17 protein-coding genes are annotated in these 16,498 nt (G+C 45.8%); 15 read left to right on the forward strand and 2 right to left on the reverse strand.

The genetic code is table 11. The features are described from left to right. Positions 1–6: 6 nt before the first annotated feature. From RJ47_RS05225 to RJ47_RS05245, 5 genes are all read left to right on the forward strand, one after another. A complete protein-coding gene (locus tag RJ47_RS05225) occupies positions 7–1,038 on the forward strand; it encodes an imelysin family protein (RefSeq protein ID WP_039482160.1) in 1,032 nt (343 codons plus the stop codon). Further along, positions 1,028–2,107, forward strand: coding sequence for a DUF1513 domain-containing protein (locus tag RJ47_RS05230; RefSeq protein WP_039482163.1), 1,080 nt, complete (start codon positions 1,028–1,030; stop codon positions 2,105–2,107). Before RJ47_RS05225 ends, RJ47_RS05230 begins: the two co-directional genes overlap by 11 nt. Positions 2,108–2,244: 137 nt before the next feature. Beyond that, complete coding sequence (locus tag RJ47_RS05235; RefSeq protein ID WP_038134362.1) at positions 2,245–3,798, forward strand: L,D-transpeptidase family protein; 1,554 nt, start codon at positions 2,245–2,247, stop codon at positions 3,796–3,798. A gap of 185 nt (positions 3,799–3,983) precedes the next feature. After that, positions 3,984–4,526: a YcbK family protein gene (locus RJ47_RS05240; protein WP_038191888.1), complete on the forward strand. Its 543-nt coding sequence runs from the start codon at positions 3,984–3,986 to the stop codon at positions 4,524–4,526. An 89-nt stretch (positions 4,527–4,615) separates the two neighbouring features. Next, positions 4,616–5,272 carry an MBL fold metallo-hydrolase gene (locus RJ47_RS05245; RefSeq protein WP_005472085.1) on the forward strand — a complete coding sequence of 219 codons (657 nt, stop codon included), beginning with the start codon at positions 4,616–4,618 and terminating at the stop codon, positions 5,270–5,272. A 63-nt stretch (positions 5,273–5,335) separates the two neighbouring features. Here the strand turns inward: RJ47_RS05245 and RJ47_RS05250 are convergent, their stop codons facing one another. Beyond that, positions 5,336–6,001 (reverse strand): DUF2982 domain-containing protein, encoded by a 666-nt coding sequence (locus tag RJ47_RS05250; RefSeq protein WP_039482166.1) that lies wholly within the window; start codon positions 5,999–6,001, stop codon positions 5,336–5,338. A gap of 218 nt (positions 6,002–6,219) precedes the next feature. Between RJ47_RS05250 and RJ47_RS05255 the strand changes: the two genes are divergently transcribed. The 8 genes from RJ47_RS05255 (at position 6,220) to RJ47_RS05290 (ending at position 13,209) form a co-directional block, all read left to right on the forward strand. After that, the gene (locus RJ47_RS05255; protein ID WP_039482168.1) at positions 6,220–6,591 is read left to right on the forward strand and encodes a hypothetical protein; all 372 of its coding nucleotides are present in this window, start codon (positions 6,220–6,222) and stop codon (positions 6,589–6,591) included. Between the two features lie 386 nt (positions 6,592–6,977). Then, positions 6,978–8,066, forward strand: coding sequence for a TRAP transporter substrate-binding protein (locus tag RJ47_RS05260; RefSeq protein WP_038191892.1), 1,089 nt, complete (start codon positions 6,978–6,980; stop codon positions 8,064–8,066). 126 nt (positions 8,067–8,192) lie between these two features. Beyond that, on the forward strand, positions 8,193–8,741 hold the full coding sequence (locus RJ47_RS05265; protein WP_005472145.1) for a TRAP transporter small permease subunit: 549 nt from the start codon (positions 8,193–8,195) through the stop codon (positions 8,739–8,741). A 2-nt stretch (positions 8,742–8,743) separates the two neighbouring features. Beyond that, complete coding sequence (locus RJ47_RS05270; protein ID WP_005472108.1) at positions 8,744–10,027, forward strand: TRAP transporter large permease; 1,284 nt, start codon at positions 8,744–8,746, stop codon at positions 10,025–10,027. An 88-nt stretch (positions 10,028–10,115) separates the two neighbouring features. Then, positions 10,116–11,477 carry a cache domain-containing protein gene (locus RJ47_RS05275; protein WP_038191896.1) on the forward strand — a complete coding sequence of 454 codons (1,362 nt, stop codon included), beginning with the start codon at positions 10,116–10,118 and terminating at the stop codon, positions 11,475–11,477. After that, a complete protein-coding gene (locus tag RJ47_RS05280) occupies positions 11,470–12,108 on the forward strand; it encodes a response regulator (RefSeq protein ID WP_005472015.1) in 639 nt (212 codons plus the stop codon). Before RJ47_RS05275 ends, RJ47_RS05280 begins: the two co-directional genes overlap by 8 nt. A 51-nt stretch (positions 12,109–12,159) precedes the next feature. Beyond that, complete coding sequence (locus tag RJ47_RS05285) at positions 12,160–12,504, forward strand: DOPA 4,5-dioxygenase family protein (protein ID WP_039482171.1); 345 nt, start codon at positions 12,160–12,162, stop codon at positions 12,502–12,504. 102 nt (positions 12,505–12,606) lie between these two features. Next, positions 12,607–13,209 carry a 2OG-Fe(II) oxygenase gene (locus RJ47_RS05290; protein WP_038134730.1) on the forward strand — a complete coding sequence of 201 codons (603 nt, stop codon included), beginning with the start codon at positions 12,607–12,609 and terminating at the stop codon, positions 13,207–13,209. Between the two features lie 47 nt (positions 13,210–13,256). Here RJ47_RS05290 and RJ47_RS05295 read toward each other — a convergent pair whose 3' ends face one another. Continuing rightward, entirely contained in the window at positions 13,257–14,123 is an 867-nt protein-coding gene (locus RJ47_RS05295) for a patatin-like phospholipase family protein (RefSeq protein ID WP_039482175.1), read from the reverse strand. Positions 14,124–14,327: 204 nt separating this feature from the next. On the opposite strand from RJ47_RS05295, the gene RJ47_RS05300 reads away from it, so the two are divergent. Both RJ47_RS05300 and RJ47_RS05305 read left to right on the forward strand, forming a co-directional pair. Continuing rightward, positions 14,328–14,549, forward strand: a complete 222-nt coding sequence (locus RJ47_RS05300) for a hypothetical protein (RefSeq protein WP_038191902.1) — start codon at positions 14,328–14,330, stop codon at positions 14,547–14,549. Between the two features lie 519 nt (positions 14,550–15,068). Beyond that, complete coding sequence (locus RJ47_RS05305) at positions 15,069–16,487, forward strand: basic amino acid/polyamine antiporter (protein ID WP_039482179.1); 1,419 nt, start codon at positions 15,069–15,071, stop codon at positions 16,485–16,487. The last annotated feature ends 11 nt before the right edge of the window (positions 16,488–16,498 follow it).

Genomic DNA, 16,498 nt, shown 5'->3' on the forward strand with positions numbered 1-16,498 from the left:
TTCAACATGAATAGGTTTCAGATAACAGCAGCGTCCGTTGCATTGATGGGGCTCGTTGGTTGTCAGTCTCAGTCAGACAACATCACCAAGCCTGAGCAGACGAATCATGCCAGTCAAAGCGTCTATCAAGTCGAGTATTACGCCGCTCAGAAATTTGCCCAGCAGAGTGATTTGTTGAGTCGTCAGTTTAAGCAGTATTGCGCAGAATCGGTGTCGCTCGATGCTACTCGACAGCAGTGGCGCAGTACGATGGAAAGCTGGATGGGGCTGCAAGGTCAAGAGCGTGGCCCAGAGGCGGCACTCGCACAAAGCTGGAATGTCCAATTTTGGCCAGACAAAAAAAATACCACAGGGCGGAAGATGTCGAGCCTAATTGGACAGGACAAAGCGTGGTCTGCACCCGAGATAGCGCAGCAAAGCGTGACGGTTCAAGGTCTAGGATCACTGGAATGGCTGCTCTATGATGAGAGCTCATCGCTGGCACCTCAAAGCCGTGTCTGTCAAACGGCTATCGCGATTAGCCAGAACTTAAATAACAACGCCAATGCGATTTACGCTGCATGGCAAACGAATCCTTGGAAGAGCTTAGATGACAAAGCATGGACATCTGAGTACATCGCTTTGCTGTCTAACCAGCTCGAATACAGCATGAAGAAAATGAGTCGACCATTGGCTAAATTTGGCCAACCTCGACCTTACTTTGCTGAATCTTGGCGCTCGCAAACATCGATGGCGCATTTGAAAGTGAATGTCATCGCACTGCGAGAACTCTATCTGGCAAATGGACAAGGGTTGGATGCGTTGCTTCGTCAAAGAGGATATTCGGATCTGGCTAATCGTATCTTGAGGCAGTTCGATATGACGATAGAGACATGGCCTGTTGATGTCAGTTTGTTTGATTTGCTCCAATCGAAAGAAGGGTATCGCTTGGCTTACTCGAACTACAACAAGTTAGAGCAGTTAAAATATTTGATTCACGAAGAAGTGGCGATTGAACTGGGTGTCGTAATAGGATTTAACGCAACTGATGGTGACTGATAAAACAAGGCGCTCATTGCTCAAAGCGGCACTTTTTGGAGCTGCCGCCCCGATACTGCCATTAGGTTGTACCTCGACACCTTCACGCCGAGAACCTGCTTTGATCGGCTGCGCGATTAAGGGACGAGGACAGTACAGTGCGGTTGTTGCCGATGAATTTGGCTCGCCACTGTTTCACATCCCGTTGCCAGAGCGCGGTCATGGCGTGGCAACCAATAAACGATTTTGTCACGGGGTGGCATTTGCACGTCGGCCAGGCACGTTTTTTGTTGTCTTTGACTATCAAACTGGCGAGGTCGTTAACGTTCGTTCTGCCCATGTAAAACGTCACTTTTATGGCCATGGCGTCTACTCGAATGATGGTCAATGGCTATATGCGACTGAAGGTGAGCGTGATACCAGTAAAGGAATTATAGGCGTTTATGACGTAGTCGCGGGTTACGAGAAAGTCGCGGAGTTCACCAATTTTGGTCTAGGCCCGCATGAAGTGATCATGATGCCCAATGACACCTTGGCTATTGGTGTCGGCGGTGTCCATACTGACGGGCGAACGCCGCTTAACTTGTCGACAATGATGCCAAGTTTGAGTTATTTGGATCGCAACGGCGAGTTGATTGAACAGCAGACCCTTGCCGACCGTCACTTAAGTATTCGCCACTTAGCCCATGACGGAAGCGAGACTGTGTTGTGTGGTCAACAATATCGAGGTGAGCCAGACGAGTACCCTGCGTTGCTAGCGATACATAAAAAGGGAGAATCGCTGACCTCTCTTGAGGCAGAGCCTGAGCAGTGGGCTAGGTTCAATCACTACATCGCAAGCATCGCGGCGACCGAAGATTGGATATTGGCCACATCCCCTCGAGGTAACTGTTATGGGATATGGTCGAAACAAAGTCGGCAGCTGGTGGAGTTGGCCCCATTGCCAGATGCTTCCGGTGTCGTCGCGCATGATGGACATTTTCGAGTCAGCTCCGGAGCGGGCAGTGTGATCACTCAGTCTTCTCCGAGTGATAAAAGCACATTTCAGTCTGGGGTGCAGTGGGATAACCATTGGTCAGCAATCGCCTAGGTGCGCTGCGTTAGAACAGTAAATTATTAATAAAAGTTTGAATTACCAAGACCTTTATTAAATTCTTAAAAACAAGTCACACTATCTTCAATCTTCTCTGCCATACTTTCTTTTATCAGCGTAAAAAGGGATGTGTTATGAGGGTTTGGAAAACTTGGTTGTTGATGGTGTGGTTGTTTCCGTTACAGGTTTTTGCCTCAGATTATTTCCATCAATTAGGGTGGACAAGTGCTGATAGCAAACTGAATGAGTTGCTACAGTATCCGTCTGTGGTCGAACAAATCTACCAAGAAAACGGCGAACAGCTTATTTGGTTTGATCTTCAGCAGGGCAGCAGTCTCGAGTTCCAGTTGGAGGTGATTCAACACGCAGGATTTAGCCCGCTGTTTTCCCGACAATTAAGCTATTTACAGTTTTATCGTAAGAGCAATCGCTGGTTTGAATATGATCTCTTAGCGACAGATACCTTGCTCCTATATCTTAACTATGCGGAAAAAGCCAAAACCAATGGTGGAGAATGGTTTTTTGAGCGCAAGTTGACTGAATCGCTGCAGCCTATCCCTACAGGTGCTGTAGTCGCAGTCCGAAGAGCCGTTGCCAATCAGCAGTTGTCGGCGCTGATTGAGTCCTACACGCCAGACAGCCCAGACTACCTTCGCTTGATTGATACCTACCTACATATTTCCAAACACGACAAACGCAATATCCCTTTGCTTGAGCAAGGCGGTTTGATCAAAGTCGGCGACAAGCTACTTGATAGAGAGCTTCTTTTAGAGCGTCTAAGCGTCGTTGATGTCGATTTGGCAAACGTGAGACGTGATGTCACTTATTACGACATGAGCCTAGTTCCAGCCATTAAGCAGTTTCAGAAGTTGCATGGATTGAAAGAAGACGGCGTCATCGGTCCTGAAACGGCTAAGTGGCTCAATGTGTCGATGAAAGATCGATTAACAACATTGGCGTTGAATGCCGAACGGATTCGCTATTGGCCGAGCGATAAAGACACCATAATTGTCGTCAATGTGCCCAGTTATGAAATGACCTACTGGCATGGGGGAAAAAACGTATTTGAATCGAAAGTGGTGGTGGGTCGCCAAGCAAGACCGACCCCTCTGATGATCACCAACCTTGATACATTGATCCTCAATCCGACTTGGAATGTACCGTGGAAAATTATGGTTGAGGACATCATTCCTAAAATGAAAGAGGATCCTGAATACCTCACCAGACAACACATTGAGATTTTGCCCAAGTGGGGATCGAAAGAACGTATTGATCCGCAACAAATAGATTGGGACGCGATGAACCCTAAGTCGTTTCCTTATCGGATGACCCAACGCTCTGGCAACCAAAATGCACTAGGACTTTATAAGTTCAACACCCCGAACAAACGCGCTATTTACCTGCATGATACTCCGAGCAAAGGGCTTTTTAACGAGCCTCAGCGAGCGTTTAGTTCTGGGTGTATTCGAGTCGAACACGCGGATGTTTTTGCTTCTCGCCTACTTGAACATCAAGGGCTGACGAAAAGTAAACTCTCAGCGGAGGCGGATCGCTCGAACAAGAAAATCCCTCTTCGTAAACGTATCCCCGTACACATCATCTATCAAACCGCTTGGTTTGAAGAAGGCAAAACCCACTACAGAGAAGATATTTATCAGCTAGATACCTTTGGTTACACAAAAGGGTGAGATTGACCTAAAAATGACAATTCACTCATCGAACTATTTTTTGTATTTCGATCAAAGGTTAAGCAATAAAAGCTGCGATTTTGCATATTGTGAGCACGATTTATGCATTTGCACTTCATATAAGAGTTAGGTAGTGTCATTTCGCGACACGTTTCCAATAAACCGTTATATGAAGGCATTTTGTTGTGGATTTTTCACGAAGAGATTTTATTAAGTTAGCAGGGAGTGGCTTAGTTGTTGCGAGTTGTGCACCAAGTTTAGCATTCGCTTCACTCCCCTATGAACCGAGAGCATTAGCACTTAAGGCGCTAAATACCGGTGAAGAACTAGAAACGTGCTACTTTGATGGTCAGAAATATGTCAAAAACGAGCTTTCTCGCATTGACCACTTGTGCCGCGATTTCCGCCGTAATGAAGTTCACACCATGGATAAATATCTATTTGACCAAATCTCGCTCATTCAGTCAGAGCTGGGGGTTGAGTCTGAAGTGATTGTCATTTCTGGATATCGCTCTCCTGCGACGAATGAAGCGCTTCGAAGCAGTTCAGGTGGTGTCGCGAAGAAAAGCTATCATATGCTTGGTCAAGCCATCGATTTCCGTCTTGATGGTGTCAATCTAAAACAAGTGCGAGATGCTGCAATCAGCTTAAAAGCGGGTGGCGTTGGCTATTACCCTCGCAGTAACTTTATTCATATTGACACCGGTCCAGTACGCTATTGGTCGTAGCACGCTAAGGCAATAAGGTTGCGACTATTGTCAAATAACCAGTCAGATGTCATAGTTCAGCCAGTTTAGCTATAGATAAAGGTTCGTTTATGTCTTTGAAGTACCAAGTTGTTCCCGTTACCTCGTTTTCTCAAAATTGTTCTATCGTTTGGTGCGATGAAACAATGGAAGGGGTAGTGGTGGATCCCGGTGGTGATGTGAAACAACTTGCAATGCTTATCAAAGAGCTCGGTGTGAAGGTTGTCAAACTCGTGCTGACTCATGGCCACTTAGACCATGTAGGGGGCACTGAACCACTTGCGGCAGAGCTTGGTGGAATTGAAATCGTTGGCCCTCATAAAGATGACAACTTTTGGCTGCAAGGTCTAGAAAACCAAAGCCAGATGTTTGGTTTTCCGCTTACCGAAGCGTTTGAACCTCATCAATGGTTGGAAGAGGGTGACAAAGTCGTGTTCGGGAATCAGGTTATGGACGTGATTCATACACCAGGGCACACGCCAGGTCATGTGGTACTGTTTAGTAACGAAGCCAAACTTGCCTTTGTCGGGGATGTACTGTTTAACGGTTCTATTGGCCGTACTGATTTTCCCAAAGGCGACTTCAATACATTGATTAGCTCTATCAAGACTAAGCTCTGGCCTTTAGGAAACGAGGTGCGCTTTGTTCCTGGTCATGGTCCAGAATCCACTTTTGGCCGCGAGCGAGCATCAAACCCGTTTGTGGCCGATGAGATGCCGTTGTACTAAATGGCCGTATAGATATTGCAAAAAGACCGCTGAGTCGGTCTTTTTAGTTTTCTACGCAGGATCTCAATCTGATTCCGCGGCGGCAAGGTAGCGCCGCGTCAAACCAACGAACTCTTCTATGGGTCGATCGAGATCTTGTGCCGAGATAAAAATATCGTAATCAAAATAACGTCTTTGATAAGCCATTCGGTTAGCGAGCATGGCTTGCAACCCTTTAAACTCTTCACCGCGGCTGTTTTTGTAGGGCGTTGAATCAAGCACAATGTCCTCAAATCGGGTGCCTTGATTGTGTTGCCGTGCGCCAAGGTAAAGCAGCGCCCGTTGGCTCAACAGTATTTCTGTCGCAATCCGAGGACAAATGCTCTCTAGGTAAGGAGAGTAGTCTTTGAGCTTGATGCCAATCCAGGGTAGGGGCTGTTGCCACCCTTCTTGGTCGTAATGACAAATGCCGATCTTGCTTATGTTCGTCCATTTTACGACCCAACCGCCTTTGAACAGGTGTTGCTGAAAATGAGTGGCAGTTAAGGTGTAGCCGACGGTTGCTTTTTGAATCATCAGGTAGGCAAAGCCAATCACTGAGCAAACCGCCACTAGGGTTAAAAGGGCTTGTTGCAATCCCGGCGCATACATAACCAGAAACAAGACGCCGATGGTGAGCAACCATCCGACTATCTTGGCAAATGGTGAGCGAAAATCTAGCGGTTGATTGGATAAGTGCAGTGTTTCCATAGCGGCCACTCGTGACGTTTAAACCTCTGTTTATATATTCAGTAGTTAGGAAAAAGATCATAAACCCTATTGATTAAATTGTAGTCTGATAACCGGATATCACGCATTTTTGGTCTATAAAGCTGACCATACGCTGTAAATGACCGCAAAATTTTGGTATAAATCGCGCTTCAAATTTTCACCACTGCTCCGTATGCAGTGAAATGGAGAAATACTCGATGAGACTTGCTCATAAGCGCAAAGTGCAGATGAAACTGCAAAAGCGTATTAAAGCGACAGTTGCAAATGTAGCAGCAACAAAGAAAGCGAAGCCTATAGTTGAGAAGAAAGTAGCTGCAGCGCCAGCAGCGGAGAAAGTTGTTGTAGCTAAAGCAACTGACGTTGCATTAACGCCAAAACAACAACAAGTTCTGGATATCGTTGTGGCAAATGCGGAAGGCATTAACCCTAAAGGTATCGGCCTAGAAGCAGGCCAGGAAGATGCGAAAGCAGCATCTTGGGCGACAGGTGCTCTTAAAAAACTACTAGAAGAGAATCTAGTGGTCAAAGAGCAGCTAGCGGGCAATAAGGTTATCTACAAAGCTGTTTAGTAACCGCTCTGCTTACCTAGTGATATTCATTAGGCATAATGCTTTAGAAGCCTCGACGTGTTCGAGGCTTTCTGTTTTATAAACCCAAGCGCATAAAAACGACCCACTTGTCACACTTATTACATTTTTCCTACATTTCTAGTCAAAATTTGTTTCTACGTATATCTCGCTTGTTTTGTCCTGCCTCTTATTTCTAACTTATTAATTTTCATAGCGCTGGATAATTTGTAGTACGTATTACTACGTACGCCATAAGTATTACGCTGTTTGTAATTGTTAATAACAGTGCGTGTTCTCGCTGATTTCATCTTTTCATGTCTTGTACGACTCTTTAACCGGAACAGAAACTACCTATGAAGGTATGTCGGCTAACAAAGGACGTGAACATGAGTCTTATCAAACAATCTTTAAAACGAGTACTAAAAGGTACAGCAGTGGCTGCGGCGCTAATGATGGCGGCGACATCGGTTAGTGCTGCAGAAAAAGTGTATCGCTTGAAACTGGCGGAAACGTGGGGACCAAATTTCCCGATTTTTGGTGACGCCACCAAAAACATGGCAAAGATGGCTGAGGAAATGTCGAACGGTCGTTTGCAAATTCGCATCGACTCTGCAAACAAGCACAAAGCGCCACTGGGTGTTTTCGATATGGTGAAATCCGGCCAGTATGATCTTGGCCACTCTGCGTCTTACTACTGGAAAGGCAAAGTACCTAACACTCTTTATTTCACTTCAATGCCTTTCGGTATGCTGCCAACAGAACAGTACGCTTGGTTCTACTACGGTGGCGGTATGGAGTTGATGGAAAAGGTTTACGCTCCTCATAACCTGCTTTCTTTCCCTGGTGGTAACACGGATACCCAGATGGGCGGCTGGTTCCAAAAAGAGATCAATTCGGTTGAAGACCTACAAGGTTTGAAAATGCGTATTCCAGGTTTTGCCGGTGAAATCCTTGCTGAGCTTGGCGCTAAACCGACGAACATTGCCCCTGGTGAGCTATACACCTCTCTAGAGCGTCGTACCATCGATGCGCTTGAGTGGGTTGGTCCATCACTCGATTTGCGTATGGGTTTCCACAAAATTGCACCTTACTACTACACAGGTTGGCATGAGCCAGGGACGGAACTTCAGTTCTTAGTCAACAAACGTGTGTGGGAACGTCTACCAGATGATCTAAAAGCGATCCTTCAAGTGGCAATGAAAACCGCTGCTTACGATATGTACACTCAATCTAAGCATGAAAGTGGCAAAAACTGGGCGTCTATCCAATCTGAGTACCCGAATGTTCAGGTTAAAGACTTCCCAGAAGAGGTCATGACGGCGCTGCGTGAAGCAAATGATCGTCTATTGAAGGCACACGCTGAGAAAGATGCAATGGCGAAAGAAATCCAACAATCGCAAGCAGACTACATCAACCAAGTTCGTCCGTGGTCTAACATTTCGCACCGTGCATACCTAAATAGCCAAGCTCAATAACAAAAACACATAAATAAAAATGCTGACATAGTGACACTGTCACCTTGTTGGCGAAGCCCAAGAAATCTAATCAAACTAAACGCCACCTTTAAGTGGCGTTTCATTCAAAATTCCATGGAGTAGGGAATGAGAAGCCTAATTTATATTGAGCGAGCGTTTAATCGCTTTGGTGACTTCCTTGGATGGTTATCAAGCATTTTGTTTATCTTGTTGCTTGCCAATGTCGTCTATGACGTTGTAATGCGTTACGTGTTTAACGATGTCTCTATTGCATTCCAAGAGATGGAATGGCACCTGTTTTCTGCTGTATTTTTGTTAGGTGTTCCCTACGCGATCAAAGCGGGGGGCCATGTACGAGTCGACCTTTTCTATGAGCGCTTATCGAATAAAGCGCAGGCCATTATCGATGTGTTAGGCACACTTTTTTTCCTTTTCCCATTTTGCCTACTGGTTGCCTATTACGGTATCGACTTTGCGAAGGAGAGTTACGCGCTAGGAGAGACTTCGGGTGACCCTGGTGGCTTACCTTATCGCTGGATCATTAAAGCGATGATCCCTTTATCTTTCTTCTTTATGGCAGTCAGTGGCGTAGGCTTGCTGCTGCATTCAATCAATAAGATTGTGAATCCTCACCTTCTTTACCAAGCAAGTCAGAACCAAAAGTCGGAGAGCTAATCATGGTCGGTATTGTAATGTTTTTCGTTGCCTTGTTCGCTCTGCTACTTGGCTTCCCTGTTGCGTTTACCTTTGGTGGTATCGCGTTGATCTTTGGTGTTTGGGCAGAAGGTTGGGAGATGTTTGCCTTCATGCCGTATCGAATTCAGTCGATCATGGAAAACACCGTCCTGATGGCTGTACCACTGTTTGTTTTCATGGGGCTGGTGCTGCAAAAAACTCGCCTTGCGGAGCAGTTACTTGAGTCAATGGGCAAGTTGTTCGGCGGTGTGCGTGGGGGGATTGCGATCTCAACCGTATTGGTTGGCGCACTGCTCGCGGCATCAACGGGTGTGGTAGGGGCTTCGGTCGTTGCGATGGGGCTTATCTCATTGCCTGTGATGCTCAAGTACAACTACGATAAAGGTCTTGCCTGCGGTACGATTTGTGCGTCAGGAACGTTGGGGCAGATCATCCCGCCTTCTATCGTTTTGATTCTGCTGGGTGATGTATTGGGCGTGCCTGTTGGTGATCTTTTCCAAGCGGCGGTTTGGCCGGGCCTTGTGTTAGTAGGGGCTTATGTCATCTATATCCTTATCTACGCAAAGCTTAACCCAGAGGCTGCGCAACCTATACCTAGCGATGGCACGATGGATCGTAAGCAAGAGGTAATCACGGCATTGAAAGCGGTTATCCCGCCGCTCGCACTGATTGTTGTGGTTCTCGGTTCTATCTTCGCCGGTGTTGCAACGCCAACAGAATCGGCAGCGCTAGGTGGTGCCGGTGCGATTATTCTTGCACTTCTATACGGTCAGTTTAGTTGGTCGATGGTCTATGAGGCAGCCAAAGAAACCGTCAAAGTAACGGCAATGGTGTTCGCGATTCTACTCGGTGCAACGGCTTTCTCTATGGCGTTCACCTATACGGGCGGTGACTACTTAGTCGAAGAGTGGATGCTGAATATCCCTGGTGAGAAATGGGGCTTCCTCATCATCACGATGCTTGTCATTTTGGTGCTTGGTTTCTTCATCGACTTCGTGGAAATCTGTTTCATCATTGTTCCTATTTTGGCGCCTGTTGCCGAGATCCTAGGCATCAATATGACGTGGTTTGCAATTCTTATCGCTATGAACCTTCAGACCTCATTCCTAACGCCTCCATTTGGTTTTAGCTTGTTCTATCTAAAAGGGGTAGCACCGAAAGGCGTCACAACACAAGACATCTACCGAGGGGTAATGCCATTTATCGCAATTCAGATACTGGTTCTCGCTAGTTTGTTGGTTTTCCCCGAGTTTTACGGAATGTGACCGCATAGTTACAGATAATTAACAATCATTGCTATAGTTAAGCCGCTTACTGGCCGTAAGCGGCTTTCGTTGTATTAAGGGGAATGGAATGCCTCTACAAGCTAAACTCATTTTGCTCAGCCTTGTCCCGTTATTACTCGTAACGGCGATCACCAGTTGGATCTCTATATACCAAGCTCAAACCCTTGGCAAAAAGGAAGTCGAGTTATTTCGTGCTGGTTTGATCAAATCTAAAGAGACCGCACTTAAAGACAGTGTGGATCTCGCGTTTGACGCCATTTCTCATATTTATAATGACCCGAATCTACCAGAAGAGGTTGCGAAACAAGAAGTAAAACAGATCATCGATAAGCTGCGTTATGGCACGGAAGGGGATGGGTATTTCTTCGCTTATGACGAGACGGGCGTCAATCTTGTTCATCCCATCATTCCTGAATTAGTGGGCCAGAACCTGATTGATATTCAGGACGAAAATGGCGACTTTCTGATTGCTGCCTTGTTACACCAAGCTCGAAACGGGGGAGGCTATCACGAGTATCTTTGGCAAAAACCCTCCTCTGGGGAAAGTGTTCCGAAGCTAAGCTATGCCGCTTGGCTAGATAAATGGAACTGGATGATCGGAACGGGTCTCTACATTGAAGACATTTCCAAAGAGGTGGCTCGGCTTCAATCTGAAATCAACAAGAACATCGAAACCACCTTTTTTACAGTGATTGTCATTATGATTGTGACAGTTGCTGTTATCGTCGTGATTACGCTGGCGGTCAATCTACATGAGCACAAGCTAGCAGATCGAAGTTTAAAAGAGCTGGCGCACAAAACCGTGATGTTTCAAGAAGATGAGAAAAAGCATCTTGCCAGAGAGTTGCATGATGGCATCAATCAACTTTTGGTGTCGAGTAAATGTCATCTCGAACTGCTCAGCAATAAAATTGACCAACCCGAGTTGCAGCAGCATCTCGTCAAGTCTCAGCATTCCTTGATGACAGCAATCAATGAAGTTCGTCATATCTCACACCAACTTCGCCCCAGTGCCTTGGATGACATTGGCTTACAGGCTGCCATGAACAGTCTGCTGCAAGACTTCAAAGCACATTCCGGTGTTGAGGTGGAGTCGTCACTGACGACCGAGTCAGGCAAGTTAAAGTCCGAAGTGGCAACGACGCTTTATCGGGTGGCGCAAGAATCCTTGACCAACATCGGAAAACACGCCAATGCCAACAAAGTCAGCGTGATTTTGCAGCAAATGGGCAATATGCTACAGCTTATTATTAGAGATGATGGTGTAGGGTTTGACGTTTCTACAGCCATGCGTAAACAAGGGATTGGCTTACGTAACATGCGTGAGCGCGTCGAGTTTATCGGCGGAGATTTTGAAATTGAAAGTGAACCGGGCTTTGGTACCGAGATCACTGTGCTCTTAGAACTGGATGGATTGGTGTATGGGTGATGTAATCAAAGTTGTTATCGCAGACGACCACCAGGTGGTACTCGATGGATTTATGGCTCGCTTACAAATGGAGCCTGAGATCGAGGTTATCGGGACAGCAAGTAATGGGTTAGAGGCGGTAGAACGGGTGAAACAGTTGAAGCCCGATGTGGTTTTGATGGATGTGAGTATGCCAATCATGAATGGCATCGAGGCGACAAATATGATCCGCGAAGAAAACCCGCAAGCGAAAATTTTGATGTTAACCATGCATGACAACCGCGAATACATAATGAAGGTAATGCAAGTGGGCGCGGTCGGTTACATGCTTAAAGAAATCAGTGCCGATAAGATGGTTCAGGCTATCAAAACGGTTAATCAAGGTTCGACGTACTTTTGCGAGTCCGTGACTCAAACGCTGTTTTCTCAAGATGTAGTTCCCGCCAGCCAAAAGCCAAACCCACTGAGCCGACGGGAAGAGGCGGTACTCAAACTTGTCGCACAGGGCCATAGCAGCAAAAAGGTCGCTGCAATGCTCAACATCAGCTATCGAACCGTTGAGACTCATCGACAGAACATCAAACACAAGCTCGATTTACACAGTACGGCAGAGCTCGCCAAATATGCGGTTGAACGTGGATTGGTAGACTAGTGGTATTGGGTCAGTTAGTATGCGTTTGACCGAACAAATCAAGTATGCACAATGAGTTACCCTAAGAATCTTCACCAGCATTATCATGCCCACGTTTATTTTGACGAGCACACAAGTGATATCGCTTATTCGCTTCGTGATTATGCTCGTGAGGAGTTAGAGCTTTCTGTTGGGCGCTTTAACCGCGGTCTTGTTGGCCCCCATCTAAGCTGGAGTTTTTCCATCGATTTTGACTCAAAGCAGTTTGACAAGGTTATTGACTGGCTTGATAAAAATCGTCAGGAGATGTCCGTGTTGGTGCACGCCGTGACCGACAACGAATACCAAGATCATACGGATTTCGCCTACTGGTTAGGTGAATCTCTTCCTCTTAAGTTGTCAATTTTTGAAGCTTAATCAACGAACTTTGTCCTTCACGACAAAGAACCTGATTTGTCACTAAAATAGCCTTACCTGTATAAGGCGTCCTCTGAATCTATTCATTGGACAACTATTATGATGAACCCACTTATCGACGCTTTGTTTACTCAGGGCTACTATGTTTGGGATGATTTTCTATCCGCTCAAGAGGTCTCAGAACTTAAAGAGTGTATACCTGAGAATTGGAAGAAAGCTCGTATTGGTCGCAATGAAGAAGTGACTCGAGAATCTTCCATTCGCAGTGACAAAATTCAGTGGCTCACACCAAGTATGGGGACGCCCGTCGCCAATTACCTGAGCAAGATGGAGCAAATTCGTTTGGAAGCGAATCGCCATTTTTTCTTGGGGTTATTCGAATATGAAGCGCACTTTGCCAAGTATGAGAAAGGTGATTTTTATCAAAAGCATCTGGACTGTTTTCAAGGCAATGAAAACCGTCGCCTGACCACGGTCTTTTATATGAATGACGAGTGGAGTGAGGAAGATGCCGGAGAGTTGGTTGTGTATGATTTAGATGACAATCCGCTGATGACCCTGCCACCAAAGTCTGGTCGCCTGTTTGTGTTCTTATCTGAGCAGTTTCCACACGAAGTATTGCCCACCAATACCGAGCGCTTTAGCATCGCAGGTTGGTTTCGCGTTAACGGCGTAAAAGATAACCAACTTGATATTGCTCGCTAGAGACCGTTTACCAAGATCGCGTTGTTTGCGATCTTGGCAATTTGATCTTAAAAGCAAAAATGGCAGTTCTCTTTGGTTAAACCAAATCGTCCTTCGCGGCTCGCGATATGTTTTGCTCCCTCTTTCTTACCCATCTCATAGCCCCGCATTAAAACGTTGTGATTCATGGTCAATCGTTTAACGTTAAATGTATCATCGGGGGCGATCACACGTACCGTGACGCCAGTCGGTGGATTGCGGATGAACTCAAGCGATTGGTTATAACGGCTAGCTCTTTGTGCCATGGCTTTGGCGATCATTGGCTGCTTTGCCAATAGTTTATCCATCAACCATGAATGACGCATAGGTGGCATTTCATAGCTGAGTGGATGAGAGAGAATGACGGTGATCTCGTTTGCACCTTGGCGGTAGGCTTCGATAACAGGAATGGAGTCCGCCACTCCGCCATCGGTATAACAGCCGCCAGAAAAGCATGGTGTGGTTTTATAGGCAATAGGCAGCGCGCTGGTGGCTTCAAGCACAGCAGTGATGTTCTCTTTATTTACTTGGTAATACTCCGCATTGCCTGTTTCAATATTGGTTGCTGTGGCAATCAGAGGGAGGTTTGAGAATAACGTCGCGTCATCAAGAGGAAAGCGTTTGTTCGATTCAGCAACCAGCCATTTTACATCCACCAAATTTCCGCCTTTGACGAACCGTTTTGGATTGAAAAACGCTCTATCAGTCGCTAATTCACAAATCACTTTTTGACTTCTGCCATGCTGTTTAGACAAATAACCAACAAGGTTTGATGCCCCAGCAGACACTCCGATGGCAAAATCAAACTCATAGTAATCCTCTTCAATAAAGCGATCTAAGACACCCGCAGCAAAAATACCACGCATCGCTCCGCCTTCAACAACCAATGCTTTCATAACTTTTTTCTATCTGGTTCAGGATAGTTGTGATCCTATGAAAGAGCGCCAAGACGGTCTAATCGGCTTTACTAATTATTGGAATAGGCAAAACCAAATGGTCGCTTCGCTGGTTTTTGATAACCTGTTTTTATACACAGTATTATTTGACGATCTACAGAACTTAACTATACTGTATTTATAAACAGATGAAGGAGGTGGTATATGATCTGGGAAACCATTGAACGAGTAAACCGCCTGCGTCAAAAGGCGCTTTCCGATCCTGAGTTTATTCAATCAGCAAAAGCGCACGAGCAAGCGATCCGTGTTCAAGAAAATTCTGATTTCACATCGGTTAAACGCAGTAAAAAAGTGAAAGAGCGTACGTTAGCCGACATATATAAACCAACTGATCTCTCGCCCAACTCAGGTGAGCGATCTCATTAATTTCAAACAAAGGGAAGCCCAGCGCTTCCCTTTCGCTTTATTGCGCGCAAAAAAAAGACCGCGTGTTGTTAGTGTAATTTTTGACAATGACACCAAACAGCGGCCGCAACACAGGAAGTAATGGAGACTCAGTGGCTGTAACTGAGTGCTTCTTTCAGTTTAGACTATCTGAAACCTTGTGCTGATTAATTCAGAGTTTTTCGCATTATTTCTGTTGATTTGTGGATAATTAGTCACTCTAATGATGCCTTTTTCTTCTTTTCATAATTTCAACCAATGTGTTCATGTTAGTGAAATGTTCCATATATCGATGTTATTTGGTGTTATTCTTTTAAATTACAGTTGTAAGGCAGAGTAAAATTCATATAATGCGGCGCCGGAATTGATCAGTAACAATGAAAGTTCGGTTTTACTCCCAATCTATGCGATATCGCTCACACCTGATCTGCCTCTTAGCGTTTTTTAGGCGTAAAATGCGTCTTCCCAAAATAGAGAAACCTGTTCCCTCGGATAATAAAAATGGATAATAAACTTGGCTTGGGCTCGCTTACGGCAATCGTCATTGGTTCAATGATCGGTGCTGGTGTATTTAGCTTGCCCCAGAATATGGCGTCTGTCGCAAGCCCTGCAGCTGTGATGATTGGCTGGACAATCACAGGCATAGGTATGATTTTTTTAGCGTTATCTTTCCAGAAACTCGCGTTCCATCGACCTCATGTCGATAGCGGTGTATTTGGCTATGCAAAAGAAGGCTTTGGTGACTTTGTCGGTTTTTGTTCCGCTTGGGGTTACTGGCTCAGTGCAATGCTGGCAAACGTCTCTTATCTGGTGATTGTTTTCAGTACCTTGGGCATGCTTTTCGATACGCCAGATAACGTTATCTTCGGACAGGGTAATACTTGGGTATCGGTCGCAGGTGCTTCTTGCTTGCTGTGGTTGGTTCATGCTCTAGTCCTTCGTGGTGTTCAAACCGCTGCTTTGATCAACATGGTCACCACATACGCCAAACTGGTTCCCTTACTGATTTTTGTATTTTGCGCGTTTGTCGCGTTCAGCTGGGATACGTTTACTTTGGACTTCACGGGCGTGCATTTTGGCGATCAGCATGATCTTTTAGCACAAGTGAAAAGTACTATGCTGGTGACTGTGTGGGTCTTTATTGGTATTGAGGGGGCGGTCGTGGTGTCGAGTCGTGCTCGAAACCGCAAAGACATTGGTCGAGCGACAATCCTTGGCTTGCTGACCGCGCTGGCGATTTATGTGTTTGTTACCTTATTATCCATGGGCGTAGTTAAACCTACAGAGCTAGCAACGTATCAAAACCCTTCCATGGCGACGGTTTTAACGCAAATATTAGGCCCTTGGGGGCAATACATTATCAGCGTCGGTTTGCTGATTTCGGTATGTGGTGCGTTTTTAAGCTGGACGGTATTGGCTTCTGAAGCACCTTACCTTTGCGCGAAAGAAAAAATGTTCCCATCAAGATATGGTGAGCTGAACCAAGCGGGAAGCCCAGTAAAACCACTCACCTTAACTAACGTATGGATTCAGATTTCACTCATTGTGGTGATGTTTGCAGGCAGTACTTACGACACCTTGTTGATTATCGCGTCAGAGATGATCTTGGTACCGTATTTCCTAGTCGGGGCATTTGTGCTGAAAATCGCCATCGAAGAGAAAAACCGCGGCAGCTTGCTTTTAGTAGGCGCTGGAGCAACGATTTATGGATTGTGGCTTCTGTATGCCTCTGGTTTGAACTACTTACTTTTGTCCGCGGTACTCTATGTTCCTGGTCTGTATTTTTACATTCAAGCAAAGCGAGAGCAGGGGATTGACCCTTTCAATGGCAAAGAGAGAGTCGGCGCGTGTATTTTGAGTGTGGCGGCATTATTGGCGGTTGGCTTGATGTGGCAGGGTATGCTCGACGTTCAGCTTTAATAAAAAATCCC

It is taken from the genome of Vibrio sinaloensis (genome assembly GCF_000808535.1).
GTDB classification, from domain to species: Bacteria; Pseudomonadota; Gammaproteobacteria; order Enterobacterales; family Vibrionaceae; genus Vibrio; species Vibrio sinaloensis_D.

Bases quoted from the DNA above. Each gene is read 5' to 3' on its own strand.
- RJ47_RS05280 (WP_005472015.1), top strand. From the start codon at position 11,470: ATGGGTGATGTAATCAAAGTTGTTATCGCAGACGACCACCAGGTGGTA.
- RJ47_RS05260 (WP_038191892.1), top strand. From the start codon at position 6,978: ATGAGTCTTATCAAACAATCTTTAAAACGAGTACTAAAAGGTACAGCA.
- RJ47_RS05245 (WP_005472085.1), top strand. From the start codon at position 4,616: ATGTCTTTGAAGTACCAAGTTGTTCCCGTTACCTCGTTTTCTCAAAAT.
- RJ47_RS05305 (WP_039482179.1), top strand. From the start codon at position 15,069: ATGGATAATAAACTTGGCTTGGGCTCGCTTACGGCAATCGTCATTGGT.
- RJ47_RS05255 (WP_039482168.1), top strand. From the start codon at position 6,220: ATGAGACTTGCTCATAAGCGCAAAGTGCAGATGAAACTGCAAAAGCGT.
- RJ47_RS05230 (WP_039482163.1), top strand. From the start codon at position 1,028: ATGGTGACTGATAAAACAAGGCGCTCATTGCTCAAAGCGGCACTTTTT.
- RJ47_RS05285 (WP_039482171.1), top strand. From the start codon at position 12,160: ATGAGTTACCCTAAGAATCTTCACCAGCATTATCATGCCCACGTTTAT.
- RJ47_RS05235 (WP_038134362.1), top strand. From the start codon at position 2,245: ATGAGGGTTTGGAAAACTTGGTTGTTGATGGTGTGGTTGTTTCCGTTA.
- RJ47_RS05295 (WP_039482175.1), bottom strand. From the start codon at position 14,123: ATGAAAGCATTGGTTGTTGAAGGCGGAGCGATGCGTGGTATTTTTGCT.
- RJ47_RS05250 (WP_039482166.1), bottom strand. From the start codon at position 6,001: ATGGAAACACTGCACTTATCCAATCAACCGCTAGATTTTCGCTCACCA.
- RJ47_RS05300 (WP_038191902.1), top strand. From the start codon at position 14,328: ATGATCTGGGAAACCATTGAACGAGTAAACCGCCTGCGTCAAAAGGCG.
- RJ47_RS05275 (WP_038191896.1), top strand. From the start codon at position 10,116: ATGCCTCTACAAGCTAAACTCATTTTGCTCAGCCTTGTCCCGTTATTA.
- RJ47_RS05290 (WP_038134730.1), top strand. From the start codon at position 12,607: ATGAACCCACTTATCGACGCTTTGTTTACTCAGGGCTACTATGTTTGG.
- RJ47_RS05265 (WP_005472145.1), top strand. From the start codon at position 8,193: ATGAGAAGCCTAATTTATATTGAGCGAGCGTTTAATCGCTTTGGTGAC.
- RJ47_RS05270 (WP_005472108.1), top strand. From the start codon at position 8,744: ATGGTCGGTATTGTAATGTTTTTCGTTGCCTTGTTCGCTCTGCTACTT.
- RJ47_RS05225 (WP_039482160.1), top strand. From the start codon at position 7: ATGAATAGGTTTCAGATAACAGCAGCGTCCGTTGCATTGATGGGGCTC.